The organism is Halopenitus persicus, from assembly GCF_900107205.1.
Lineage (GTDB): Archaea > Halobacteriota > Halobacteria > Halobacteriales > Haloferacaceae > Halopenitus > Halopenitus persicus.
The window spans coordinates 401,267-425,941 of the sequence record NZ_FNPC01000004.1 but is presented as its reverse complement, the minus strand read 5'-3'; the positions used below and the strand labels follow the sequence as shown (position 1 = coordinate 425,941).

24 protein-coding genes are annotated in these 24,675 nt (G+C 68.5%); 5 read left to right on the top strand and 19 right to left on the bottom strand.

The genetic code is table 11. The features are described from left to right. On the top strand, window positions 1-852 hold an 852-nt coding region (locus tag BLV25_RS09245; protein ID WP_092732448.1), incomplete at its 5' end, for a sugar phosphate nucleotidyltransferase. A 71-nt stretch (window positions 853-923) separates the two neighbouring features. Here BLV25_RS09245 and BLV25_RS09240 read toward each other — a convergent pair. Next, window positions 924-1,751, bottom strand: coding sequence for a Dph6-related ATP pyrophosphatase (locus BLV25_RS09240; protein ID WP_092732445.1), 828 nt, complete (start codon window positions 1,749-1,751; stop codon window positions 924-926). 123 nt (window positions 1,752-1,874) lie between these two features. On the opposite strand from BLV25_RS09240, the gene BLV25_RS09235 reads away from it, so the two are divergent. Continuing rightward, complete coding sequence (locus tag BLV25_RS09235; RefSeq protein ID WP_092732442.1) at window positions 1,875-2,315, top strand: universal stress protein; 441 nt, start codon at window positions 1,875-1,877, stop codon at window positions 2,313-2,315. 63 nt (window positions 2,316-2,378) lie between these two features. Here BLV25_RS09235 and BLV25_RS09230 read toward each other — a convergent pair whose 3' ends face one another. Both BLV25_RS09230 and BLV25_RS09225 read right to left on the bottom strand, forming a co-directional pair. Then, complete coding sequence (locus BLV25_RS09230) at window positions 2,379-2,948, bottom strand: DUF7110 family protein (RefSeq protein WP_021074917.1); 570 nt, start codon at window positions 2,946-2,948, stop codon at window positions 2,379-2,381. A gap of 230 nt (window positions 2,949-3,178) precedes the next feature. Further along, complete coding sequence (locus BLV25_RS09225; RefSeq protein ID WP_021074918.1) at window positions 3,179-3,523, bottom strand: glutaredoxin family protein; 345 nt, start codon at window positions 3,521-3,523, stop codon at window positions 3,179-3,181. 176 nt (window positions 3,524-3,699) lie between these two features. On the opposite strand from BLV25_RS09225, the gene BLV25_RS09220 reads away from it, so the two are divergent. Together BLV25_RS09220 and BLV25_RS09215 are read left to right on the top strand one after the other, a co-directional pair. Continuing rightward, window positions 3,700-4,506 (top strand): NRDE family protein, encoded by an 807-nt coding sequence (locus BLV25_RS09220; RefSeq protein WP_021074919.1) that lies wholly within the window; start codon window positions 3,700-3,702, stop codon window positions 4,504-4,506. Between the two features lie 24 nt (window positions 4,507-4,530). Beyond that, window positions 4,531-4,884: a helix-turn-helix transcriptional regulator gene (locus BLV25_RS09215; RefSeq protein ID WP_092732439.1), complete on the top strand. Its 354-nt coding sequence runs from the start codon at window positions 4,531-4,533 to the stop codon at window positions 4,882-4,884. Window positions 4,885-4,928: 44 nt separating this feature from the next. Here the strand turns inward: BLV25_RS09215 and BLV25_RS09210 are convergent, their stop codons facing one another. The 16 genes from BLV25_RS09210 to purN form a co-directional block, all read right to left on the bottom strand. Then, window positions 4,929-6,461 (bottom strand): DHH family phosphoesterase, encoded by a 1,533-nt coding sequence (locus BLV25_RS09210; protein WP_092732436.1) that lies wholly within the window; start codon window positions 6,459-6,461, stop codon window positions 4,929-4,931. A 184-nt stretch (window positions 6,462-6,645) separates the two neighbouring features. After that, window positions 6,646-8,214 carry an NADH-quinone oxidoreductase subunit N gene (locus BLV25_RS09205; RefSeq protein WP_021074922.1) on the bottom strand — a complete coding sequence of 523 codons (1,569 nt, stop codon included), beginning with the start codon at window positions 8,212-8,214 and terminating at the stop codon, window positions 6,646-6,648. Beyond that, entirely contained in the window at window positions 8,214-9,737 is a 1,524-nt protein-coding gene (locus BLV25_RS09200) for a complex I subunit 4 family protein (RefSeq protein WP_021074923.1), read from the bottom strand. Before BLV25_RS09200 ends, BLV25_RS09205 begins: the two co-directional genes overlap by 1 nt. After that, entirely contained in the window at window positions 9,734-11,785 is a 2,052-nt protein-coding gene (gene nuoL, locus BLV25_RS09195; RefSeq protein WP_092732433.1) for an NADH-quinone oxidoreductase subunit L, read from the bottom strand. The genes BLV25_RS09200 and nuoL overlap by 4 nt, the downstream gene beginning before the upstream one ends. A 1-nt stretch (window position 11,786) precedes the next feature. Next, window positions 11,787-12,089, bottom strand: a complete 303-nt coding sequence (gene nuoK, locus BLV25_RS09190; protein ID WP_021074925.1) for an NADH-quinone oxidoreductase subunit NuoK — start codon at window positions 12,087-12,089, stop codon at window positions 11,787-11,789. 2 nt (window positions 12,090-12,091) lie between these two features. Continuing rightward, complete coding sequence (locus BLV25_RS09185; protein ID WP_021074926.1) at window positions 12,092-12,484, bottom strand: NADH-quinone oxidoreductase subunit J; 393 nt, start codon at window positions 12,482-12,484, stop codon at window positions 12,092-12,094. Further along, window positions 12,481-12,744, bottom strand: a complete 264-nt coding sequence (locus BLV25_RS09180; RefSeq protein WP_021074927.1) for an NADH-quinone oxidoreductase subunit J — start codon at window positions 12,742-12,744, stop codon at window positions 12,481-12,483. Before BLV25_RS09180 ends, BLV25_RS09185 begins: the two co-directional genes overlap by 4 nt. A 64-nt stretch (window positions 12,745-12,808) precedes the next feature. Continuing rightward, the gene (locus tag BLV25_RS09175; RefSeq protein ID WP_039400544.1) at window positions 12,809-13,270 is read right to left on the bottom strand and encodes a NuoI/complex I 23 kDa subunit family protein; all 462 of its coding nucleotides are present in this window, start codon (window positions 13,268-13,270) and stop codon (window positions 12,809-12,811) included. After that, the gene (locus tag BLV25_RS09170) at window positions 13,267-14,358 is read right to left on the bottom strand and encodes a complex I subunit 1/NuoH family protein (RefSeq protein ID WP_021074929.1); all 1,092 of its coding nucleotides are present in this window, start codon (window positions 14,356-14,358) and stop codon (window positions 13,267-13,269) included. The genes BLV25_RS09175 and BLV25_RS09170 overlap by 4 nt, the downstream gene beginning before the upstream one ends. Next, on the bottom strand, window positions 14,358-16,040 hold the full coding sequence (locus BLV25_RS09165; RefSeq protein ID WP_092732430.1) for an NADH-quinone oxidoreductase subunit D: 1,683 nt from the start codon (window positions 16,038-16,040) through the stop codon (window positions 14,358-14,360). The genes BLV25_RS09170 and BLV25_RS09165 overlap by 1 nt, the downstream gene beginning before the upstream one ends. Beyond that, on the bottom strand, window positions 16,037-16,738 hold the full coding sequence (locus BLV25_RS09160; RefSeq protein ID WP_039400541.1) for an NADH-quinone oxidoreductase subunit B: 702 nt from the start codon (window positions 16,736-16,738) through the stop codon (window positions 16,037-16,039). The genes BLV25_RS09165 and BLV25_RS09160 overlap by 4 nt, the downstream gene beginning before the upstream one ends. Beyond that, complete coding sequence (locus tag BLV25_RS09155; RefSeq protein WP_039400538.1) at window positions 16,735-17,151, bottom strand: NADH-quinone oxidoreductase subunit A; 417 nt, start codon at window positions 17,149-17,151, stop codon at window positions 16,735-16,737. The genes BLV25_RS09160 and BLV25_RS09155 overlap by 4 nt, the downstream gene beginning before the upstream one ends. A 208-nt stretch (window positions 17,152-17,359) precedes the next feature. Further along, window positions 17,360-17,974: a 5-(carboxyamino)imidazole ribonucleotide mutase gene (gene purE / locus BLV25_RS09150; RefSeq protein WP_021074933.1), complete on the bottom strand. Its 615-nt coding sequence runs from the start codon at window positions 17,972-17,974 to the stop codon at window positions 17,360-17,362. A gap of 129 nt (window positions 17,975-18,103) precedes the next feature. Beyond that, window positions 18,104-19,309 carry a 5-(carboxyamino)imidazole ribonucleotide synthase gene (locus BLV25_RS09145; RefSeq protein ID WP_092732427.1) on the bottom strand — a complete coding sequence of 402 codons (1,206 nt, stop codon included), beginning with the start codon at window positions 19,307-19,309 and terminating at the stop codon, window positions 18,104-18,106. 135 nt (window positions 19,310-19,444) lie between these two features. Beyond that, window positions 19,445-21,316 (bottom strand): flippase activity-associated protein Agl23, encoded by a 1,872-nt coding sequence (locus BLV25_RS09140; RefSeq protein WP_092732424.1) that lies wholly within the window; start codon window positions 21,314-21,316, stop codon window positions 19,445-19,447. A gap of 82 nt (window positions 21,317-21,398) precedes the next feature. After that, on the bottom strand, window positions 21,399-22,991 hold the full coding sequence (purN, locus tag BLV25_RS09135) for a phosphoribosylglycinamide formyltransferase (RefSeq protein WP_092732421.1): 1,593 nt from the start codon (window positions 22,989-22,991) through the stop codon (window positions 21,399-21,401). A 165-nt stretch (window positions 22,992-23,156) separates the two neighbouring features. Between purN and purB the strand changes: the two genes are divergently transcribed. Further along, window positions 23,157-24,656: an adenylosuccinate lyase gene (purB, locus tag BLV25_RS09130; RefSeq protein ID WP_092732418.1), complete on the top strand. Its 1,500-nt coding sequence runs from the start codon at window positions 23,157-23,159 to the stop codon at window positions 24,654-24,656. Window positions 24,657-24,675: the final 19 nt, after the last annotated feature.

Sequence of the window (24,675 nt, the reverse complement as noted above, 5' to 3'; positions counted from 1 at the left end):
GAGGCCGACGACCGGATCGACGAGGTGTTCGTCTCCACCAACGAGCGCTTTGCGGGGGAGTTCGAGACGTATCTCGCGGAAACGGCGTTCGAGAAACCCACCCTCTCCGTCGAGGACACCACCGACGAGTCCGAGAAGTTCGGCGTCGTCGGCGCGCTCGCCCAGCTGGTCGACCGCGAGGGCATCGACGAGGACCTCGTCGTCGTCGCCGGCGACAACCTCATCAGCTTCGACATCGCCGAGTTCGTCGACTTCTTCGCGGACGCCGGCGAGCCAGCCCTGGCCGCCTACGACGTCGGCTCCCGCGAGAAGGCCAAGTCCTACGGCCTCGTCGAGCTCGAGGGGGACCGCGTCGTCGACTTCCAGGAGAAGCCCGACGACCCCAAGAGCACGCTCGTCTCCATCGCCTGCTACGCGTTCCCCGCCGAGCGCCTCGAGGATCTGTCGACGTACCTCGAGGCGGGCGAGAACCCCGACGAGCCCGGCTGGTTCATCCAGTGGCTCCAGCAGCGCCGAACGGTGCGGGCGTTCACCTTCGACGGCGCCTGGTTCGACATCGGCACGCCCGAAAGCTACCTCGACGCCATCGAGTGGTCCCTCGACGGCGGCACGGTCGTCCACGAGGACGCGACGGTGACGGACTCGCAGCTCGGCGAGACCGTCCACGTGATGGCGGACGCGACCGTCGAGGACGCGACCCTCGAGCGGGCGGTCGTCTTCCCCGAGGCCACCGTCCGGAACGCGGAGATCCGCGGGTCGATCATCGACCGTGAGACGACGATCGAGAACTTCGACCTCTCGGGCGCGCTCATCGGCGCCCACACCTCCATCACCGACGGCGGCCAGTTCTAGCAGTCAGTCGTCCGGTCGGTTCGGCGCTTACTCGTCCGGCCCGCGGCTCACTCGTCCGGTCGTTTCGACGCTCAGCCAAGCCGCGCGTCCGTGACGCGCAGGTGTCCGCGGGACCCCTCCCAGACCGGCTCCGCGTCGATCTCGATCGGCCGGTCCATATGCGGTCCGTCGGTGACGAGCGTCTCGAACTCGCCGCCCTCGCCGAGGACGTGGACGCCGTACTCGTCGTTGAGGTCCCGCAGGTCCGCGAGCGCGTCCCGGTCGAGCGTCCGTCCGAGCCAGGATGCATCGAGGCCGTAGGCGGCGACCTGGACGATCGTGATCTCGAAGCCGGCGTCGATCATCGCCTCGGCGAGCGCGACGGGATCGCGCTGCCACAGCGGGGCGAACAGGTCGATCCCCAGCCGGTCACACATCGCCTCGATCCGGCTCGTCTGGAACTCGCTTTCGACCGCCCCGGCGGTGACGCCGGCCAACGCGATCGGATCGTGGTCGATCGGACGCTCGTCGGCGAGGGGAGCGTCGGCGGCCGAATCACGGTCGGCGGCCCCACCTTGGAGCTCCCGGAGCGCGGCCTCGAGGGGTTCGATCTCGGCGTCGCCTCGGGCACCCGAGTCGGTCCCCCTGTCAGTCGCGTCAGCCGCCCTGTCAGTCGCGTCAGCCGCCCTGTCAGTCGCGTCAGCCGCGAACGCGTCGGGCTCGAGTTCGATCAGTTCGATGCCGATGCTCTCGGCGGCGAGCCGCGCGAGCTCGGTCGCCGGCGTGTGGTACATGTACGAGTCGCCCGCGGGGTGGACGGTCAGCAGCGCCGTCACGTTCAGGCCCGTCTCCAGGGCCCGATGGAGGGCCCACGCGGAATCCTTGCCGCCCGAAAAGAGGCTCACCCACTCGTCGGTCATATCCGAGCAAGCGTGCCACGCGCGTAAAGCCGCGACGGTCCGACAGTGGGTCGAGGAAGCGTGAAGCGCGCCTTCACGACTCGGGAGTACGTTGATGGGCTCGCGCGTGCAACGTCACCCACGATGTACGACCACGTACTCGTCCCGACGGACGGCAGCGAGACGGTTGCGGAAACGCTCTCACACGCGCTCCCGATCGCGAGCGACAACGACGCGACGGTCCACGCGCTTTACGTCGTTGACAACCGGATCGTCACCGCGGCCGACACCGACGACAAGGACGAGCTCCGCGACTCGCTCGAGACCGAGGGAGAGGCCGCGGTCGCCGACGTAAGCGACCGCGCGACGGAGGCAGGGCTCGAGACGGTAACGGCGGTCAGAACCGGCACGCCCTGGAAGGAGATCATCGGCTACGCGGACGACCGGAACATCGACCTGATCGTCATCGGAACCCAGGGGAAAACGCCGAAGGAGAAGATCGTCTCGCTGGGCAGCGTCTCCGAACGAGTCGTGGACAACGCGTCGGTCCCGGTGTTCGTCGTCCGAAGCGACCGGGGCGAGTGAGAACGGCGTCGAAACGACCGAGTCGGGCGAGCGGGAGGACCCCGGCGCACCGATCGTCACCGATCAGTCCGAGATGAACTCGTTGTCGCGCCAGTTGACCCCGCCGTTCCCCTCGCCGTTGCCCTGCGGGCTCTCGACGACCTCGACGGAGGCCGGGCGTTCCTCGCCCTCGACGATCCGCGTCGCGTGCAGCTCGTCGTCCGTGTTGGTGATCGCCGTGAGCGTCCCCTTCTCGGCCATCAACGCGATCTCGCGCAACACGAGGAACATCGGGTACTGCAGCGCCGTGTTCTGTAACACCGTCTCGCGGTCGCCCTTGAAGCAGGCGAACTCGACGAGCTCGGAGGGGATCTCCTCCTCCTCGTCGTCCATCCACTGGGGACCGCCCGCCCGCGGCGGCTCCTCCTCGTAGACGCGCGTCTCGGTGACGGAGGCCTTGAGCTGCGCCGTCGGCGTGTACTTGCTGATGCTCTCGTCGTCCGAGACCGCCTTGAGTATCAACGTGTTGTTGCGGCGAGTGATGTCCACGTCGTCGATCTCGGGGGGCAGGTCCGGATCGTCATCGAAGTAGTCCTCGAGGTCCTCGAGTGGCAGTTCGAGCGTCGAATGAAGTCGGAACACGCAGCCTGACATGGTTGAACTAGGGGTGGGGTATGGCTCGTCACAGCGCCGACACGGTAACCGTACCTGGCCGTTGATAGGGGACCGAGCCTTATAGGGCCTCCCCTTGGCGGATCCGCGGAGCGTTACGCGAACGAACGCCGGTCGGACCGAGGGGACCTCGCATCGATCGGGACGTGAACCCGAACGGAACGGGGGATCCGCAGCGAACCGAGGACTCCCGACCGAGTCGGGAACCGGCGCTACTCGACCGCGAGCGTCTCGCCGAGCTCGCCGCGCTCCTCCAGCTCCGCGAGCACGTCGCTGCCGCCGACGAACTCGCCGTCGACGAACGTCTGCGGGATCGTCTCCCAGCCGCTGTGGTCAGCCAGCGCCTCGCGGTACTCCGGCAGCGCCGGGAGCACGTCGACCGTCTCGAACTCCTCGACGTGCTCGGCGATCAGCGCGACGGCGCGCTTCGAGTAGCCGCACTGGGGCATCAGCCGGTTCCCCTTCATGAACAACACGACGTCGTTGTCGGCGATCGCCTCGTCGACGCGGTCCGCGACCTCCTCGCTCGTGGCCTCGCTTTCGGGGGTGAACGTCATGTCCGCCGGTACGCGACCGCGAGCCAAAGGGGTTGCGCTGTGTCGCGGCACGTCGCCCGTGCGGTCGTGTCGAACTCACGTCCGCCGTGGCGCTTCGCAGGCCGTTCCGACGGGCCGCGGAGACCGACGCCACGTCAACCGGCCGGTTTTTGTCGCTCGACCGACGATCTCACCACGTGTGCACGCTCGCGCTCGCCTGGCAGGTCTTCGCCGACGCGCCGGTCGCGGCCGGCGCCAACCGGGACGAGCGGTTCGACCGCCCCGCGGAGCCGCCGCGGCTTCGTGCGGACCGGTCCCCGCCGGTCATCGCGCCGCGGGACCGGCAGGCCGGCGGCACCTGGATGGGCGTCTCCCGCGAGGGGCTGTACGTCCTCCTCACGAACCGCTGGCTGGAGGAGCCGATCGACGGGGACCGGTCCCGCGGGCTGCTCGTCGACGACTGTCTCGGCCGCGCATCGGCCGGGGAGGCCCTCGAACACGTCCGGGCGGAACTCGAGGACCGCGAGCGGAGCTACGCGGGTTTCTCGCTGGTCCTCGCCGACGCGACCGCCGCGTTCCTGGTGGTCAACGACGGTCCGCTGCGCGTGACGCGGCTCGATCCCGGCGTCCACGTCCTCGTCAACGTCGGCGGCGTGATCAACGGGCGAGGGCGGTTCGCGGTCCCCGACCGGCGCGGCGATGCGGGCGCCCGCCAACGAGCGGCGGCGGGCGAGCTCGCCGACCGAGCACGTCCCGAGCCCGGCGCGGACGCGACCGCGTGGCTCGACCGCGTCGGGGACGCGCTCGGCGATCACGACCTCGGCGTCTGCATCCACGGCGAGGGGTTCGGCACGCGCTCGAGCACGCTCGTTCGCACCGGCTCCGACCCGTCGTTCCGATACGCGGACGGCCCGCCGTGTACGGCGACCTACGAGCCGGTGGCGGTCCCCGAGGAGTGGGGAGCCGACTCGCCCGCGACGCGCGGCCGGGAAAGCCACCTTTAAGCGAGTCGCGGGCCAGAAACTGGTATGAGCGTGTCCGAACTCGAGGCCGACCTCTCGGCCGACGAACGCGCCGGGCTCGAGCTCATCCGCGAGACCGGCGGCATCCACCAGAGCGACTTCTGGAAGGAACTCGACGTCTCCTCGCGGAAGGGCAGCCGCATCGCCGAGGCGTTGGAGGAGGCCGAGCTCATCGAGCGCGAACGGACGGTCTACGACGGACACAACACCTACTTCCTCGAGCCGACCGCGCGCGACCTGGACTTCTCGCTGCTGATGGCCGGCGACATGCTCTCCCCGTTCATCGGCGAGGAGGAGATCGACCCCCAGTCGGACGCCTTCTCGCAGTGGCTGATGAACCTCGCCTACGAGGAGTACTGAGAACTTGACATCCTCCCACCCCTTCAGGGGTGGGCTTCCGCTCGCTACGTGTCAGCGTCCGTATCGTGGCCAGTATCCTCGGTTTTTTCCTCGTCGTCACGTTCGGCACCGGTCTCGCCTCCCGTGCCCGACGACACGGCAGCGCCGGTGAGTTCGACGTCGGCCGTCGGCGGGGCGGGCGCGTCGGCGATCGTCTCGAAGAACCGGCCGGAGATGCTCTCCCTAACGACGTCCGTCAGCGATGCAGCGGAGTCGTCCTCCACGGCACCGAGAATGCCGAGCGGGATCTGCGCGCCGGCCATGTCCGCGTGCCCGCCCGCCGACCCGATCTGACCGAGCGCGTCCCGCAGCGTCTCCCCCAGATCGACGTCCGCGCCGCGGGCCCGCGCGGAGGCGTAGATCGTGCCGTCGAGGAAGCCGTAGACGAACGTCACCGTCACGCCCTCCATGTCCAGGAGCCGCTCTGCGGCCTGCGCGAGCGCGTCCCGGTCGGCGATCTCGCCGACGCAGGAGGCGACCACCGACCCCTCGACCTCGCGTTCGCGGATCGCCCGTGCCAGCGTCTCGAACGTCTCCGGGCTCACCGTCGGCGTCTCCACGCGCTCGAGCGTCCCGACGTCGGCCGTCTCGAGGATCGCCGCCGCGGCCTCGACGTCGGCGACGGCGACCTCCCGCGTGAAGTCCCGGGTGTCGATCCGGATCCCGTACAGCAGGGCGGTCGCGATCCGACGGTCGAGATCGATCGCGAGCCGGTCGAGATACTCCGCGACGATCGTGCTCGTCGCCCCGAGATCCGGCCGAACGTCGATGTACCGCGCCTCGACGGGGCCGCGCGGCGGGTGGTGGTCGACCACCAGATCGACGTCGGCGTCCGTCGGGAGGCTGTCGTTGATCCCGGGGCGCGAGTGGTCGACCAGCGCGATCCCGCCGTATCCAGCGAGGTCGACCGACTCGAGGTGTCGGAGCTGGATGTCCAACAGGTTGACGAGCGCCCGGTTCTCCTGGTGGGAGATCTCGCCGCCGTAACAGGCGTCCGCGTCCATCCCGACCGACTCGGCGACGCGGACGAGGCCGATCGCGGACGCGATCGCGTCCGGGTCGGGATTGTCGTGTGTCACGACCGCGAGCGGCCCGGACAACGACCGCAGCGTTCCGACCAGGTCCACGATGCGCTCGTCGGCGTCCGCGTCCACGACCTCGAGAACGCGCCGCGTGAGCGCCGCGACGGGATCGATGCACCGGTCGGCGACCGCCGCGATCGATTCGCGGGTCGCCGCGTCGGCGTCAACGCCGACGTACGCAACGATCGACGCCGCCGGATACGCCCGGCGTGCGGCCCGCGCGGCGGCGAGGTTCCGTTCGGCGTCGTCGGCCGCGAGCACGACGACGTCGACGTCGTCGGGATACGCGGCGGCGTCGGTGGGGTCGGCCTCCGTCGCCGGCACGTTCGACTCCCGGAGCGTCGTCACCCAACCGGCGTCGTCGGTCACGACGTACACCTCGCCGCGGCGCTCCCGGGCGTGCTCGATGAGCGTGTGACCGAGGGCGCTACAACCCAACACCAGACGCCGAACCATACACGCGTGGTGTGGCGTCCGCGGATAAAACGGTGCCGTCCGCGGGATGGGCGCTGCGGACGAAGAACGGAGCGACTGCAGAACGAAGCAGCCGGGGAACGAACCGACGGACGAACGAATCGACCGAAGGACGTGGAGACGGGAACGAGGCGGTCGAAAAACGCCGAAACGTCGGCCGGATCGCTCAGCCGAACAGCGCCGTGGCGGCGGCCTCGGCGGTCTCGATGACCGGACCGAAGCCGGGCAGCACGACCACGGTGGCGACCGCGGCGACGATCACGGCGCCGTAGAGCGCGGTCGGCCGCGAGTCGACCGCCGCGAGGGCGTCCGTGGGGTCCTCGATCCAGATCGCCTTCACGACCCGGCTGTAGTAGTACAGCGAGAGCACGCTGTTGAGCGCGCCGACCGCCGCGAGCCACCAGAAGCCGTTGAAGACGGCGCCGGCGAACAGGAAGTACTTCGAGAAGAACCCGCCGAACGGGGGCAGTCCCGCCAGCGAGAACATGAAGACCGTCATCGCCACGGACGCCATCGGGGCGACCGTGCCGAGGCCGGCGTAGTCCTCGAAGGTCCGCCCGACGCCCCAGCGTTCGACCATCGCGATGAACAGGAACGCGCCGGTGTTCATAAACCCGTAGACGAACAGGTGCGCCATCGAGGCGCCCATCACGGCGCCGTTGTGGCTCCCGCCCGCCGAGATCGCGGCGAGGCCGATCAGCGCGTAGCCGGCGTGGCCGATCGACGAGTACGCCAGCATCCGCTTGACCTCGGTCTGGACGGCCGCCGCGAAGTTGCCGAGCGTCATCGTCACGACCGCGAGGACGGCGAAGACGAGCGCCCAGTCGATGCCGACGGCGGTGACCTCCCCGCCGAGATGGAACGCCTCGGTGAACACGCGGAACGCCACCGCGAAGCCGGCCGCCTTCGAGGCGGACGAGAGGAACGCGCTCACGGGCGCGGGCGCGCCCTCGTAGACCTCCGGCGCCCAGAAGTGGACGGGCACGGAGGCCGTCTTGAACGCGAAGCCGGCGATCATCATCACCACGCCGACGCCGGCCACGCCGGCCAGGTCGCCGAGGTCGCCGAACGCGGCGGCGACGTCGCTCAACAACAGCGAGCCGGTCGCGGCGTAGACCAGCGAGATGCCGAAGACGAAGATCGCCGAGGAGACCGCCCCGACGAGGAAGTACTTCAGCCCCGCCTCGACGCTGCCGCGGTTCTCCTTGAGGTACGCGACGAGCGCGTAGGAGGGCAGCGACACCATCTCGAGCGCGACGAAGATCGTCGCCAGCGAGCTCGCGGACGCCAACAGCGCCATCCCCGCCGCCGCGAGAACGACCAGCGAGTAGAACTCGCCCGGCGTCTCGTGGTCGGTCAGGTAATCGCGGCTGGCGACGACGACCAGCGTCGTCACCGACGCGACGATCGCCGTGAAGAACAGCGCGAGCCCGTCGATCGTGATCGCCTCAGCGAACAGGGTGATCGCGCCGCCGGTCGCGGGGCGGCCGGTTCCGGCCGCCAGATACCAGCCGGACAGCGCGAGCGCGGCCAGCGATCCGACCGCCGCGATGACCGAGAGTTCGGTGTTCGTCCGGCGGTTCGGGAAGACGGTGTCCCAAAGCAGCAGCAGGAGTCCCGCCGCGACGAGCGCGAGGACGGGGCCGAGAGCAGTCCACTCCGGAAGCGGTGCTGCGCCGGTCTGTGCCGGCAACGCTGCGAGCGGTTCGACCGTCGACGGCTGTTGAACGCTCATCAGTTGACACCTCCTTCGACCACGGGAACGACCGCCTCACGGATCATCTCGAAGAACAGATCCGGGGCGACGCCGAGGACGATGATGGCCACGAGCAGCGCCGCGAGCGGGAGCGTCTCCCGACGCGGAGCCCGGCCTAGTTCGTAGTCAGTGTCGAGCCGGAAGGGGCCGAACAGCGTCCGCTGCATCGCGAACAGCAGGTAGCCGGCGACGATCACGATGCCGAACATCGCCAGCGCCGTGAAGACCGGCATCAGCCCGTTCGCGACCGGCGAGCCGAACGAGCCCACGAAGACGTAGAACTCGCCGGCGAATCCGGCCATCAGCGGGAGCCCCATGTACGCGAACGCGCCGGCGACGAGGATCCACACCGCGACCGGCATCCTGTCGGCGAGCCCGGACATATCCGTCACCATCCGGGTGTGGGTCGCATTGTAGATGACGCCGACCGCCATGAACATCAGCCCGGAGATGAGTCCGTGGGCGACCATCTGGAAGGTCGCCCCGCCGACGCCGTAGACGGTGAAGGCGATCAGTCCGAGGATGACGTACCCCATCGAGGAGACCGAGGAGTACGCGACGATCCGCTTGAGGTCCTGCTGGGCCAGCGCGAGCATCGCGCCGTAGATCACCGAGATCACCGCGAGCGCGGCGATCGGAACCGCCAGCGTACTGGCCTGATCGGGCAGCATCGTGAAGTTGAACCGAAGCAGCGCGTAGGTCCCCATCTTCAGGAGGACGCCCGCCAGCAGCACCGACGCGGGCGTCGGGGCCTCGACGTGGGCGTCCGGAAGCCAGGTGTGAACCGGCACCATCGGCACCTTCACCGCGAAGCCGGCGAACATCGCGACGAACGCCACGAGCCCGATCGTCTCCGCCGGGATCCCGTAGAAGGACCCGAGCTCGCCGGCCGCGATCGACTGCGTGACCTCGGGGAGGCCGAACGTCTCGACCGGCAGGCTGAAGACGAGCGCCATGAACCCGAGGAACATCACGAGCGACGCCGCGTTCGTGTACACGAAGAACTTGATCGCGGCGTACTTGCGTCGCGGGCCGCCCCAGACGCCGATGAGGAAGTACATCGGGAGCAGGACGGCCTCCCAGAAGACGAACCACGCGAAGAAATCGAGCGCGGCGAACACGCCGATCAGGTTCGCCTCCATGAAGAGGATCAGCCCGTAGAACTGGCTCTGCCGGTCGTCGATCGGCGTCCACGCCGAGACGATCGCCAGCGGCACCAGGAACGCCGTCAGGACGACGAGCGGGAGGCTGATCCCGTCGAGGCCGACGAACCACTGGATCGTATAGCCGCCGACCTCGATCCAGTCGATCTGCGTTTCGAACGCGAGCTCGCCGCCCGTCAGGGCGTTGCCGCTCCCGTCGAACCGTGCCCACAGGAAGAGGCTCCCCAGGAAGGGAACCAGACTGAGCGCGAACGCGAGGCGGCCGGCCCACTCGTCGGGAGCGAGCAGCACCGCCATCGCGCTCACGAACGTGAATGCGATGAGTGCTTCGATGATCACAGGAACCACCCTCCGAGAACGCCGAGGACGAGTATCAGCCCGGTCACCCCGAGCGTAAGCAGCGCGGCGTAGTGGGTGACGACGCCGGTCTGCACGCGGCGGATCCGGTCACCGGAGACCAGGCTCACCGAGGAGACGCCGTTGACGACGCCGTCGATGACGCCCTGGTCGAAGGTGTCCGCGGCGCTCGCGACGCCGGCGGTCACCCCGGCGAGCCGGACCTGCAGCTCGTCCTGGTAGTAGTTGTTGTACAGTACGGTCTTGACGCCGCCGAGCGCGGCCGTGTGCTCGGCCGGCTCGGCGACGTTGTAGAGCTTCCAGGCGAGCCCAAGCCCGCCCAGCGCCAGCGCCAGCGAGACGCCCGCGCCGATCAGCACGGTCGGCACCTCGCCGCCGGCGATGTAGCCGGAGCTGTACGGACCCAGCTCCGCGTAGTGGTGCGAGGTGAGCTCGGAGAAGCCGCCGTAGTGGCCGTCGAGCCACAGGTGGAGGAGGTCGATCCCCTCGATCCCGAGCACCTTCTGGACCGGCACCATATTGACCGTCCCCGCGACGACCGCGAGGACGCCGAGAACCGTGAGCGGTCCCTTCACGTTCCACCGGACCGGGTGCGGGTCACGCGCGACGTCGGTCCGCGGCTCGCCGTGGAAGGTGAGGAAGACCATCCGGAACGTGTAGAAGGCGGTGACCGGGACCGCGAGCAGCCCCATCGCCCACGCGCCCAACAGCAGCGGCTCGTTCAGGCCGTGCACGAGCGCCTCGTAGAGGATCTCGTCCTTCGACCAGAACCCGGCGAACGGGAAGATCCCGGCGAGCGCCAGCGAACCGGCGAGGAACGTCCAGTAGGTGACGGGGAGCTTCTCCTTGAGCCCGCCCATCTCCCACATGTTCTCCTCGTGGTGCATCGCGATGATGACCGCGCCGGCGCCTAAGAACAGCAGGGCCTTGAAGAAGGCGTGGGTCATCAGGTGGAAGACCGCGGCCACGTACCCGCCCGCGCCGAGCGCGAGCATCATATACCCGTACTGGGAGATCGTGGAGTACGCGAGCACCTGCTTGAGCTCGTCCTTGACGAGCCCCATCGTGGCGGCGAACAGCGCGGTGAAGCCGCCGACGAAGGCGATGATCGCCATCGTCGTCGGCGTCAGCACGTAGAAGCCGTACATCCGGGCGACGAGGTAGACGCCGGCCGCGACCATCGTCGCGGCGTGAATGAGCGCGGAGACCGGCGTCGGGCCCTCCATCGCGTCGGGGAGCCACGTGTGCAGCGGGAACTGCGCGGACTTGCCGATCGCCCCGCCCAGCACGAGCAGGCCGACGGCGGTGAACCACGTTCCGGCCTCGAGCCCGAACGGCGTCCACGCGTCGAACTCGCCGGCGAGCGCGTGCTCGGCGAGGACGGGGAACGACTCCGAGCCGGCGAAGGAGGCGGTCCCGAACGTCGCGAACACGGCGACGACGCCGACCAGGAAGAAGTAGTCGCCGAAGCGGGTGACCAGGAACGCCTTCTTCGCGGCCGAGGGTGGCCCCGGCTCCCGGAAGTGGAACCCGATGAGCAGGTACGAACAGAGGCCGACCAGCTCGAAGAACATGAAGGCCATCAGCAGGTTGTCCGCGACGACGAACCCGAGCATCGACGCCGTGAACAGCCCGAGCCCGGCGTAGTAGCGCGGCAGGTCCGGCTCGCCCTCGTCGTTCATATAGCCGAGCGAGAACACGTGGACGAGCATCGCGATGAGCGTCACGATGACGAGCATCAGCGCCGACAGCGGGTCGATCAGGACCCCGAAGGTCAGCTCGATCTCCTGGGGGCCGATCCCGCCGGCGATCCCGTCGGTCGAGACCCACGTGTACAGCGTCTCGACGTGTTGGCCGCCGGCGGCGACGGTGGCCAGGACCCACAGCGACAGCAGGAACGACCCCGCCGTCGCGGCGATGCCGCCGAACGCACCGCCCTTGGGGAGGTACTTCCCGAACGCGAGCGCGACCAGGAACGAGACGAACGGCAGCGCGACGATCGCGGGTACGTAGGCGAACGCGTCTACCATGCTACCACCTCATCCCCCGCGGTACCGTGACGTCGGTCACGCCGAAGTTGCGATACAGCACCAGGATGATCCCGATCCCGATCGCGACCTCCGCGGCCGCGAGCGCGATCACGAACAGCGAGAACACCTGGCCGGTGAGGTCGCCGTAGTACGCCGAGAACGCGACGAAGTTGATGTTGGCCGCGTTCAACATCAGCTCCACGCTCATCAGGAAGTACAGCGCCTCACGCCGCGTGAGGACGCCGAACAGGCCGATACAGAAGACCGCGGCGGCCAACAGCAGGTAGTATTCGGGCGCGACCACCGTCAGTCACCTCCCTCCCCGGCCTTGCGGCCGCGGGTGAACGTGCCCCCGACGGCCGAGACGATCGAGCCGTCGGACTCGCGTTTCGCGAGGTACAACGCGCCGTCGATCGCGACGTCGAGGGTGATCGCGACGATGAAGAAGGCCGCGAGGAACCCCTCGGTCGACCCCGCGAACGCGCCGAGGTCGACGTTGAACAGCGCGAACCCGATGCCGTGGGTGATCCCGTACTCGCCGGCCTCGAGGCCGGCGGGGTCGCCGAAGTCGGCGCCCAGGATCGTCACGGCCAGGACGCCGAACAGCAGCAGCGACGCCAGACCGGGAACCAGCCCCCGGTCGGAAACGTCGTACTCGTCGGGCCCGTCACGCTCGCGTGTGTCCGGGTCGTCACTCATACGCTACTCACCTCCGGGTCGTCGGTACGCGTGAGCATCACGGCGAACGTGATGAGGATGAGAACCCCGCCGACGTAGACGAGGACCTGCATCGCGGCGACGAACTCCGCCTGCAACATCACGTAATGCACCGCGACGCTCAACAGGGCGGCGCCCAAAAGCAGGGACGCGTGAAAGACGTCCCGCACGAGGACGACGCCCAGGCTGCACGCCAGCGTAACGAGGGCGAACAGCGCGAACGCGATGGTGTCAAGGACCATTGTGTGTGACTCCTTTGAGATACCTTTTGTAGGTTTCGAGAGCGACTCCGCCGTCGCTCCGGGACTACTGATAATCGACCTCCCCGTCTCCCTCGCCGACCCATGCGCCACGGTCGGGATTCCGGGAGTTGAGCGGGTCGATCCCCTTGTACCACGGGACGTTCTTGAGCTGTTCTTTGTTGTACACGAAGTCGTCCTTCGTGTCGGCGGTGAACTCGAAGTTCTGGGTCAACAGGATCGCGTCGACCGGACAGACCTCCTCACACAGCCGACAGTAGATGCACTGTCCGATGTGGAGGTTGTACTCCTCCCCGTTGCGCTGGTCGTCCTGGACGATCTGGATCGTATCGTTCGGACAGACGTTCTCGCACTGCCGACACCAGATACACCGCTCCTGACTGAACTTGTGGACGCCACGGAACCGCGGGCTCACGTCCGGGGCGACGTCCGGGTACTCCACCGTGAACGTCGTCCCGTCGAGCGCGTGTTTCATCGTGGTCGCCATCGATTTTAGCAATCCGATCATGAGGCGATCACCCCCACGAGCACCGCCGTGAGGATCAGGTTCGCGAACGACAACACCAACATTCCCTTCCAGCCGATCTCGATGAGCTGGTCGATGCGGACGCGCGGCAGCGCCGAGCGGCACCACTGGGTGAACAGGAAGAACGCCCAGACCTTGACCACGAACCAGACGAACCCGATGCTCGCCGGGCCCGGCCCGGACGCGCCGCCGAGGAAGGCCATCGCGAGGATGGCGCCGCCGAGGAAGATATGCAGGAACTCGCCGAGGTAGAACAGCACGAAGTACGCCGATGAGTACTCGGTCTGGTATCCGGCGACGATCTCGGTCGGGGCCTCCGGGATGTCGAAGGGGTTTCGACCGATCTCGGCCAGGTTCGCCACGAGGAACAGCCCGAACGCGAAGGGGTTCACGATGGCGAACCACGAGGGGATCGTGACGCCGGCCACCGTGAACAGCGCCTCCTGTTGGGCGGCGACGATCTCGCTCGTGCGGAGACTGCCGGTGAAGACCACGACGGACATCGCGGTCACGATGAGCGGAATCTCGTAGGCGAGGTTCTGCGCGACCGCGCGCAGCCCGCCCAGCAGCGAGTACTTGTTGTTCGACGCGTAGCCGGCCATCACCAGCGAGACGGAGGCGATCGACGCGAACGCGAACGTCAGTGCGAAGCCGACCTCGGGGTCGGCAAGCTGGAGGTTCACGGGGCCGAGTTGCCCCATCGGGATGACGGCGAATCCGAGCATCGCCGACGCCGGAAGGACGAGCGGCGCGAGGTCGTAGGACGGCCGGTCCGCGCCCTCGGGGATGATGAGCTCCTTGGCGAGCAGCTGGACCGCGGCCGCCGGGATGATGAGCAGCCCGAACGGGCCGATGCGGTCGACCGCGATCCGGTCCGTGAAGGCCGCGGTGATCTTCCGCTTCGCCCACGGCCCGGCGACGCCGGTGAACGCGAGCATAACGTTCCCGACCAGGAAGGCCGCGATGAGCGCGCCGACGAACTCGCCGACGACGCCGGGGAGTCCGAGCGCGTTCGTCACCTGTTCCGGGAACAGCTGTGCCGGGGCCGCATCGAGGAGGCCGACCGCCATCAGCGGTCCACCTCCCCGAGCACGATGTCGAGGCTGCCGAGCGCCGCGACCATGTCGGGCACGTACTCCCCGTTGGCCATCTCGGGCAGCGTCTGGAGGTTCGAGAAGCACGGCGACCGGATCTTGAACCGGGCCGGCTTGTCGGTCCCGTCCGCGCGGATGTAGATCCCGAGCTCGCCCTTCGCACCCTCGACGGCGCGGTAGATCTCCTTGTCGTCCTCGGGCTTGAGCGTGCGCGGCACGTTCGACTGGATGGTGCGATCGTCCTCGGGCCAGTCCTCGAGGAGGTCGACGCACTGTTCGATGATCTTCGCGGATTCCTCGACCTCCTGGAGCCGCACGAGCAGGCGGCTGTAGTTGTCGCAGCCGTCCTCGGTGATGACGTCCCAGTCGAGCTCGTCGTAGTAGCCGTACGGGTCGTCACGGCGGAGGTCGTAATCGACGCCGGAGCCGCGCGCCACCGGGCCGGTCGCGCCGTAGTTCTTGGCGACCTCCGGCGGGAGGATCCCCGTGTCGATCGTCCGCATCTGGAGGATCTCGTTGGCGGTCAGCAGGTCGTGATACTCCTCGACGGAGCCGGGGAGCTGGTCGAGGAAGTCGCGCGTCTTCTCGAAGAACTCCGCACGCGGCTCCGGCAGGTCCCAGACGACGCCGCCGAGCCGGAAGTAGTTGAACATCATCCGCTGACCGGTCAGGTCCTCGAGGATGCTCTGGGCCTGCTCGCGGTCGTTGATCGCGTACATGAACGTCGCGGTGAAATCGCCGTTGATGTCCAGCGCGAACGTGGCGACCGCGAGCATGTGTGCGGCGATCCGGCACAGCTCCGCACCCATCGTCCGAATGATCTGGGCGTACTCGGGGACCTCGATGTCCGCGAGGTCCTCGGCGGCGCGGGCGTAGGCGTACTCGTTCAACAGCCCCGCCGAGATGTAGTCCCAGCGGTCCGGGTACGGCATGATCTGGTGCCGGTAGGTGCCGCTCTGGGCCATCTGCTCCTCCGACCGGTGGAGGTAGCCGATGTCGGACTCGACGTCCGCGACCTGCTCGCCGTCGAGGGTCGTCTTGAGGTGCAACACGCCGTGCGTCGCCGGGTGGTGGGGACCGATGTTGATGAACATCGTGTCCGACTCGTCCTCCCGGTGGTCCGCCTGCAGCGGATTGGCGTGTTCACGCAGCGAGACGACCTGCGGCTGGTCCTTGTCGTAGTCCATCGACAGGGGATGTCCCTGCCAGGTCTCCGGCAGCAGGATGCGTCGGAGGTCGGGATGGTCGTCGTACTCGATCCCGACGAGGTCGTACGCCTCCCGTTCGTGCCAGTCGGCCGTCCGGAAGACGGGTTCCGCGGACTCCGAGACCGGATTCTGCTTGTCCGCGGGAACGACGACGCTGACCTCCTGGGTCGGGTCGGCGTACTTCTTCAGGTGGTAGATCGACTCGTAGCGGTTCTCGTACTCCTGGGCGGTGACGACCGAGAGGTGGTCGTAGCCCGCCTCCTCCTTGAGCGTCGAGAGGACGTCCTGGACCGCGTCGGACCGGATCACGAAACCGGGCGCGTTGACGTGCTCCTCCCGGCCGATGACGGCGTCACCCAGGAGTTCGGCGAGTTCGTCGGGGTCCCGTTCGACGACGGCCGAGGCCTCGTCGGCCGTCTCGAGGTCCCCCGCTGGGTCCTGTAAGCTCATGGCGAATCAGCGAAGTTGTATCGCATCACGAGGTCGTCCTCGTCGATCTGGTCGGTCAGGTGTTCGACGAGCTCGTCCTTCTCGAGATCCGAGAACTGTTCGAGCTCGTAGGGCTTGACCGTGACCGGGCTCGCCTCGCCGTTGGCGATGCGTTCCTGGAGCTTGGCCACGCCGTAGACCAGCGCCTCGGGACGCGGGGGACAGCCCGGCACGTGAATGTCGACCGGGATGACCTCCTCGGCGCCCTTGATCACGTTGTAGCCCTCCTGGAACGGGCCCCCGGAGATGGTACACGATCCCATCCCGACGACGAACTTCGGCTCGGGCATCTGGTCGTAGACGCGCTTCATCCGCGGGGCGAACTTCGAGACGATCGTTCCGGGAACGATCATCACGTCCGCCTGGCGCGGCGAGGCGCGCGGCACGCCGGAGCCGAACCGGTCGAGGTCGTGTTTGACCGCGTAGGTGTGCATCATCTCGATGCTGCAGCAGGCGATCCCGAACTGCAGCATAAACATCGATGACCCACGGGCCCAGTTGAGGAACTTGTCGAACTTCGTGAGGATGAACGGCGAGGAGCCGAACGCCTCCCGAAGCCGCGAGTTGAATCTGTCGCCGCGACCCTCGCCCATCCGAGCGTCGCGGGTCTCCGTCACCACCGCGGAGTCGTCCGTGATAAATGGTTGATCGCTGCTCATGGTTGGTTACGTTCCGTCTTGCGGCGCATCGCACGGGGACTGCTCATCCATTCGACCGCGCCGTTGCGCCACGCCCACACGAGTCCGACGGTGAGGATGCCGACGAACGCCAACATCGGCAACAGGAGCCGTGCCATCGGGACGCCCGCGTTCAGCGCGGGACGGTAGATGACGACCCACGGGAACAGCAGGACCGTCTCGATGTCGAACACGAGGAACAACAGCGCCACCATATAGTACTGGATGTTGAACCGAATGTGCGCGCTGCCGGTCGGGACCTCCCCGGACTCGTAGATGGTGCGTTTGCCTTGTTCCGGCACGCTTGGACGGAGTAACGCCGAGACTCCCATCATCCCCAGCGGGATGCCGATCCCGACGACCGCCAATGCGCCGATAGCTATCCAATCGCTCATACAGGTCTCCGTAACGTGCGTGGGTTTGGTTGGACCCTACATAAGCGTTGATTCTCGCACGCGCGGGTGCGAGGCGCGGGTTCACAGGGGGCACGCCGGCGGATCGGCGTTTCCGGTACCGGTCCGGGGCTCGTCCCGGAACCGATCGGGCGTTTTCGTGTCCGATTCGGAGTTCCGTGTCCGATTCGGAGTTCCGTGCCCGGATCGGTCAGGCGTTCCGCTCGCGGAACCCGTCGAGTCCGAGGTCGTGAAGGGCCTCGGAGACTTCCGCCACGTCGGCGGTGAGGTCCTCGTGATACTGGATGAGCCGTTCCTCTATCGATTCGTGTTCGCGTGCGAGCACCTGGGCCGCCGAGAGACCGGCGTTGAACGACTTGCCGGCGTCGACGGCCACGATCGGCGCGCCGGTCGGCATCCCGATGACGGAGTCGACCGACTTCTCCTGGACCGGGACGCCGACCACCGGGATCGGATAGGCGATGGAGGCGGTCATGTTCGGCAGGTCGGCCGACTTGCCGCCGGCGCCGGCGATGATGACGTCGAGACCGCGGTCGCGAGCCGTCTCCCCGTACGCATACATCAGCTCCGGCGTCCGGTGGGCCGAGACGACGTACGACTCGTAGGTGAACCGGCTCGACGGCGGGTCCGAGAAGTCGGTCTGTTCGGCAAAGCCCAGCGTGTCGAGCGCCTCGTAGGCGCCCTCCATCGTGGGAAGGTCCGAATCCGACCCCATAATGATGCCGACGTCCGGCGTGGTCGCCGGGTCAGCCTGCTGTTCGGCTTCCGTCTCGAGTCGGTCGATGAGGTCCTGTGGCGTGGTCATGGTCTCGGAGTGGGTCGCGTCAGTTGGTGGGTCGCGTCGGTCAGCTTCGTCGATCGGTGCCAGTGCGTCGATCGGTGCCAGTGCGTCGAACGTCGCGGTCGCGAACTCGCTCGGTGCCGGGTGTGCCGATCACTCGGTGCCGGGTGTGTCGACGGGCGCGAACGTCACGGCGTCGCGGAGCTCGCGCGCGCGATTGAGCCGGTCCGCGGCCCCACCGCGATCCGCGTCCGGCTCTCGATCCGCCGACGAATCGGCTCCCGCGACGGTCAGGTGTCCCATCTTCCGGAGCGGCCGGACGTCGTTCTTTCCGTACCAGTGGAGGCTCACATCGGGCGAACCGAGGATCGTTTCGACGCCGCGGAGCCGCGCCGGCCCCGTCTCGGAGACGTCCCCGAGGAGGTTCGCGGTCACGGTCGTTCCGCGGCAGTCCGTGGGCCCGAGCGGCCAGCCGAGGACGGCGCGAGCGTGGTTCTCGAACTGGGAGGTCCGGGCGCCCTCGATCGTCCAGTGGCCGGAGTTGTGCGGCCGCGGCGCGATCTCGTTGACGAGCACCTCGCCGTCCGGCGTCTCGAAGAGCTCGATGCCGTAGACGCCGCGGCCGTCGAGGAACTCGAGCACGTCGCGGGCGACCGCCTCGGCCCGATCGGCCACGGCGTCGTCGGTCCGGGCGGGCGTGACGCTCTCCCGCAGGATCTCCTCCCGGTGGATGGTCTCGGTCACCGGATAGGTCCGGACGCCGTCCGCGCCCACGACGCCGATGACCGAGAGCTCGCGCTCGAAGGGGACGAACGCCTCCGCCATCGCGTTCGTGCCGAGCTCCTCGAGCGCCGCCTCGACCTCCGCGGCGTCGGTCACGGGGCGGTTCCCGCGCCCGTCGTAGCCGCCCTCGCGCGCCTTGAGCATCACCTCCCCGAACCGGTCGAGCGCGGCCTCCAGGTCGGCCGCCGAGGAGACGGCCTCGAACGGCGGGACCGGGATCCCGGCGTCCGCGAGCGCCGACTTCTGGACGAGCTTGTCCTGGATCGTCCGGAGAGTGTCGGGATCGGGATGAACCGGGAGGTCGTGCTCCGCGGCGACCGACTCGAGCACGTCCGGGTCGGCCAGCTCGATCTCGTAGGTGAGCACGTCCGCCCGCTCGGCGAGCTCCCGGATCGCCGTCTCGTCGTCGAACCCGCCGACGATCTGCTCGGAGACCACCGGGGCGGCGGGACAGTCCGGCGTCGGGTCGAGGACGACGACCTCGACCCCCCGACGGGCGACCGCCTCGCCGATCATCCGTCCGAGCTGTCCGCCGCCGACGATCCCGATCGTCGGTCCTGGTAGCGTGACTGTCACGCGCGAGGGTTGCGAACGGGCCCGCATAAGGATTGCCACATACGGCGAGTGGATGGATCGATCCGGGGTGTCTCAAGCTTCAATAGACACGTTTGTGGATCGTATCCGGCCCGGAATCGATCGAGCCAGCCGGACTCACGACGGCTGATCGAGTCTGCCGGCCTCCTGAAGCGCGTCCTCCTCGATGAAGAAGACGAGCCGGAAGTCCCACAGCCGGAACTCGTGGTCCGTGGCGCGATACCCCTCGAGGTGCGGCGCGACGGACTCGCGGCCGGCCGCGTGCACGATCACGACCGGCGGGGGGTCCGCCAGGGCGGCCGCACGGTCGGCATCGGCGCTCACGCTGTCGACGGTCGCGCCCGCGCGTTCGTAATACCACGGCAACGGGAGCCGGTCGTACCACCCGCCCGGCGCGCCGTCGCGATCGGCGGCCGACTCGTTGTCGACGTACATCACGTTCTCACGGGAGGACGTGTGCGTCCCGACGAACAGGATATCCGTGCCGTCGTCGTGGGTCGCCGCGACCGCCTCGACGTCCGCGATCGTCGACCGGGCGTCGTTGTGCGGCTGCGCCCACTGGACCGCCGCGGTGTGGTCGGGGTTCGTCGAGTTCCAGTAGGTCGCCGTCGGGACGAGCACGCCGGCGGTCGCCGCCAACAGAACGAGGAGGGCCAGCACCGCCGTCTCACGGTCGACGACTCGCAGGTCGGACCACGAGGCCGACGTCACCGTCGAACCGCCATCGCTCCCGGAGCCGGAACCGCCGATCGGAGCCCTCCCGACCGCCGCCCACCCCTCCCGGGCGACGTACGCGACCCCGACGCCCGCGGGGATCGTCAGCGGGAGCACGATGTGAACGGCCGACCAGGGGGCGTTGATGTCGGTCGCGGCCGGGTAGCCGATCAGGCTCGCGACCCCCCAATAGGTCGCGAAGGCGACCAGCGCGCGGCGGCGTCCGGCGGGGACCGCCCCGCGACCACGAACGTGTCCGTCGACGAGGAAGCCGACGACGGCGAAGACGGCTGCGACGGGAGCCGCGTACGTGAGCGTCTCGATCTCGTGGCGAAGGAACTGCAGATAGGGGTTGTCCTGCATTTCGCCGGTGAGCCAGAGGTCGGCCAGCTCCTCGGCCGACCCCACCGTCGCCTCGTAAAGGACGGTCGACCAGAGATCCGGCGAGCCGAGCGCCTCGTACAGGAGCGGCCGCGGCGCGTAGAAGAACACCGTGACCGCCAGAAAAGTGACCGCGATCCCGACGACGTGTCCGAGCACGTACGCCGCCGGATGCCATCGTCCCGCCACGGACGAAAGCCCGCGCCAACGGGCGCGAAGCCAGCCGCCGACCGCGGATCGCACCGAGGGCCGGCCGGGCTCCCGGCTGACGGCTCGAACCATCCGGTGGTCCGCGATCAGCGCGCCCGCGCCGAGGAAACAGAGGACGTAGAGGATCGTGTTCGCCTTGGTGGCAAGCGACAACGCCAGGGCGACGGCGCCGGGATAGAGGTACCGGGCCCGCCGGACGTCGAGCGCCCGGACCGCGAACCCGAGGGCGACGAAGGCGAAAGCCCCGACGAGGACGTCGTTACGCATAAACCGCGAGTAGTAGACCAACAGGGGATTACACGCGAGCAACCCGGCGACAGCGACGAGCTCCCACCGGTCGAGGTGTGCCCGAAACAGCCAGACGGACAGCGGAAGGAGCCCGCCGACGAGCGCCACGATCAACCGCGCGGACGCGTCAGTGGGCGGAAGCACGCCGAAGACCGCCGCGTTGACGATCCGGAGGAACGGCCCGTGGATGATGGGCTCGTACTCCAGATAGCCGCTTTCGGCGTACCGGAGCGTCCAGTAGCCCACGCGCCCCTCGTCCCAGTGGAAGACTCGCCCGCCGAGCTCGTACAGCCGGAGCGTGAGCGCGAGGACCGTGACGGCCGCCAGCGCCGCGAGCGTGCGCGACCCCGCGGCGTCGGTGCGACCGGCTCGGTCCCCGTGCTCCGGTGACGACATATCGGAGGGTCCGCGTGCGAGGTTACAATTCTTGTGTTCCCGTTCGGACCGCTCGAGATCCGTCGATCCGGGAGCCGTCCGATCAATCGTGTCGGAAACTGCGCGATCCGGTGAACGCCATCGCCATCCCGTGGTCGTCGGCCGCCTCGATGACGTCCTCGTCGTTGACCGACCCGCCGGGCTGGATCACGGCCTCGATCCCGGCCGCGGCCGCCTCGTCGATCCCGTCCGGGAACGGGAAGAACGCGTCCGAGGCCATCACGGCCCCGTCGGCGGCCTTTCCGTCCGCGTCCTTGTCGGCCTTCATCGCCGCGAGCGTCACGGCGTCGACGCGGGAGACCTGTCCGGTCCCGATGCCGACGGTCTCGGTGCCGGCGGCGAAGAGGATCCCGTTCGATTTGACGTGTTTGAGCGTCTTCCAGGCGAACAGCATCGTCTCGATCTCCGCGTCGGTCGGCTCGCGCTCGGTGACGACCTCGAGGTCGTCGGCGGTCGGCGACTGGCGGTCGCGCTCCTGAACCAGCCGGCCGCCGATCAGCGGCTTTTCGGTCAGCGTCTCGGCGAACCGGTCGGCGCCCTCGCCGAGCGGGCCGACGTCGAGCACGCGCAGGTTCTCCGACTCCCGAAGCACGTCGAGGGCGGCGTCGGTGTAACCGGGGGCCACGACGACCTCCTTGAACGAGTCGGTGACCGCGACGGCGGTCTCGGCGTCACACTTCCGGTTGAGCGCGACGATCCCGCCGAAGGCCGACTTCGCGTCCGTCCGGAGCGCACGATCGTAGGCGTCCGCGAGCGTGTCGCTCGTCGCACAGCCGGCCGGGTTGGTGTGTTTGATGACCGCCGCCGCCGGCTCGTCGAACTCCTTGACCAGCGAGAGCGCGGCGTCGGCGTCGTTGTAGTTGTTGTACCCCATTCCCTTCGCGCCCTCGTTCAACTGCGGCGCGCCGACGACCGACGCCTCCGCACAGGCGTCGTCGACGTACAGCGCGGCCTCCTGATGCGGGTTCTCGCCGTATCGGAGCCGCTCGCCGCGGTCCTCCGAGACGAGCCGCCGCGTCGGGAAGTCGCCGCCCGTGTCGCCCTCGATCGAGGCGATTCCGGCCTCGCGGTCGACGTCGATGCGACCCTCGGCGAACCACCGAACGACGCGCGGGTAGGCCGTGAACTCGGATTCGTATAGCACTCTCTGCTTTAACGACTCCGCGTCGTCGTCCTCATAGACCGGAACTGGCTCCTGGGTGAGGATCGGACCGCCGTCGACCTCCTCGGTGACGACGTGGACGGTGCTGCCGGTCGTCCGGACGCCCGCCTCGAGCACCTGTTCGTGGGCGTCCGATCCGGGGAAGGCCGGTAGTAGGGACGGGTGGACGTTGATCGCCGTCGGTGCGTTCTCGAGGAACGTCTCGGTCAGCACACGCATATAGCCGTCCAGACAGACGAGGTCGACGTCGTAGTTCGCGAGCCGGTCCAGAACGCGCCGTTCGTGGTCGCCCCGCGATTCCCCGTCCGCACGCACGACGACCTCGGTCGGGATCCCCCGCTCTGCGGCCGACTCCACGATCGGCGCGCCGTCCCGGTTGGTCAACGCGACGGCCAGCTCGGCACCGCCCGGCGCCACGTCGTCGATGTGCAGCAGGTTCCGTCCGCGGTTGCTCGCGAGCCCGGCGATCTTCATACGCGAGGGTCCGCGTGACGGAGTATATGGATTGCGGTCCGGAACCGGAATGGATCCACGAACGCGGATAGATACCGGCATCCGAGGCGTCGAATCGGGTCGAAGTATCCACGGCCGTGCACGACCATCGACACGCTTTTGCGCCGTCCGCGGACAGCAACGGGTATGACCGACGAGTCTCGGTCGGCGACGGACGGCAGCGGGATCGGGGGCCTCCCGCGGGAGGATCCCCTCGCCGCCGTCTCGCCGCTCGACGGACGATACGCGCGCCGAACCGAACCGCTCTCGCCGTACGCCAGCGAGGCGGCGCTGATGCGCGCCCGGACGCGAGTCGAGGCGGAGTACCTGATCGCGCTGGCCGACCTGGAGGCGACGCCGATCTCCCTCGACGCCGACGCCCGCGCGGCGATCCGGGCGACGTACGGAACGTTCGACGCCGACGACGCCCGCCTCATCAAGGACCTCGAGGTTCGGGGGGCGAAGGGGTACGACGCCACGAACCACGACGTGAAGGCGGTCGAGTATTTCCTCCGGATCCGGCTCGCGGAGGCGGCGGAAGCGTCGGCCAACGAAGGGGACACGGAACCCTCGATCGACGACGCCGAGGCGCTCTACCCGTGGATCCACTTCGGGCTGACCAGCGAGGACGTCAACAACCTCGCACACCGGCTGCTTTTGAAGCCCGCGGTCGAGGAGGTGCTCGCGCCGGCGATCCGCGAGGTCCGCGACGAGCTCGTCGACCTCGCCCACGAACATCGCGACGTGCCGATGCTCGCGCGCACCCACGGCCAGCCGGCCACACCCACGACCTTCGGCAAGGAGATGGCGGTCTACGCGGCGCGACTCGGGCGGGCGCTCGGGCGACTGCAGCGCGAGACGGACGCGATCGCCGGCAAACTGGCCGGGGCCTCGGGGACGTACGCGGCCCACGAGGCCGCCTACCCGGACGTCGACTGGCGGGCGTTCTCCCGGTCGTTCGTGACCGATCTCGGGCTCGAACACGTCCCGCTGGCGACCCAGGTCAACCCCTGTGACGACCTCGCGGCCGTCTTCGATGCCGTCCGCGGCGTGAACAACGTCCTCCGGGACCTGGATCTGGACGCCTGGCTCTACGTCTCCGACCGATACCTGGGTCAGGAGGCCGTGGAGGGGGAGACCGGCTCCTCGACGATGCCCCACAAGGTGAACCCGATCGACTTCGAGAACGGCGAGGGGAACCTCTCGAAGGCCAACGCCGACCTCACGTTCCTCGCCGACTACGTCACCACCTCCCGGCTCCAGCGCGACCTCTCGGACTCCACCGTCAAGCGCAACGTCGGCGCGGCCCTCGCCCACAGCCTGATCGGCTACTCGAAGACCGCCGACGGGCTGGGGAAGGTCGTGCCGAACGAGCAGGTGATGCGCGAGGAGCTCGAGGCGACGCCCGCGATCATCGGCGAGGCGGTCCAGACGATCCTCCGTCGGGAGGGCGACACGGACGCCTACGAGCGCGTCAAGGAGCTGACCCGCGGGACGACGGTCACGCTCGCGGACTTCCGGGACCTGTTCGCGGAGCTCGACGTCGACGAGTCCGTCCGCGAGGAGCTGAACGCGCTGACGCCGACCGGCTACGTCGGTCTCGGGGCGGAACTCGTGGACGACATCGACGCGGACGGCGGCGAGTGACGTCCCCGATATAAACGAG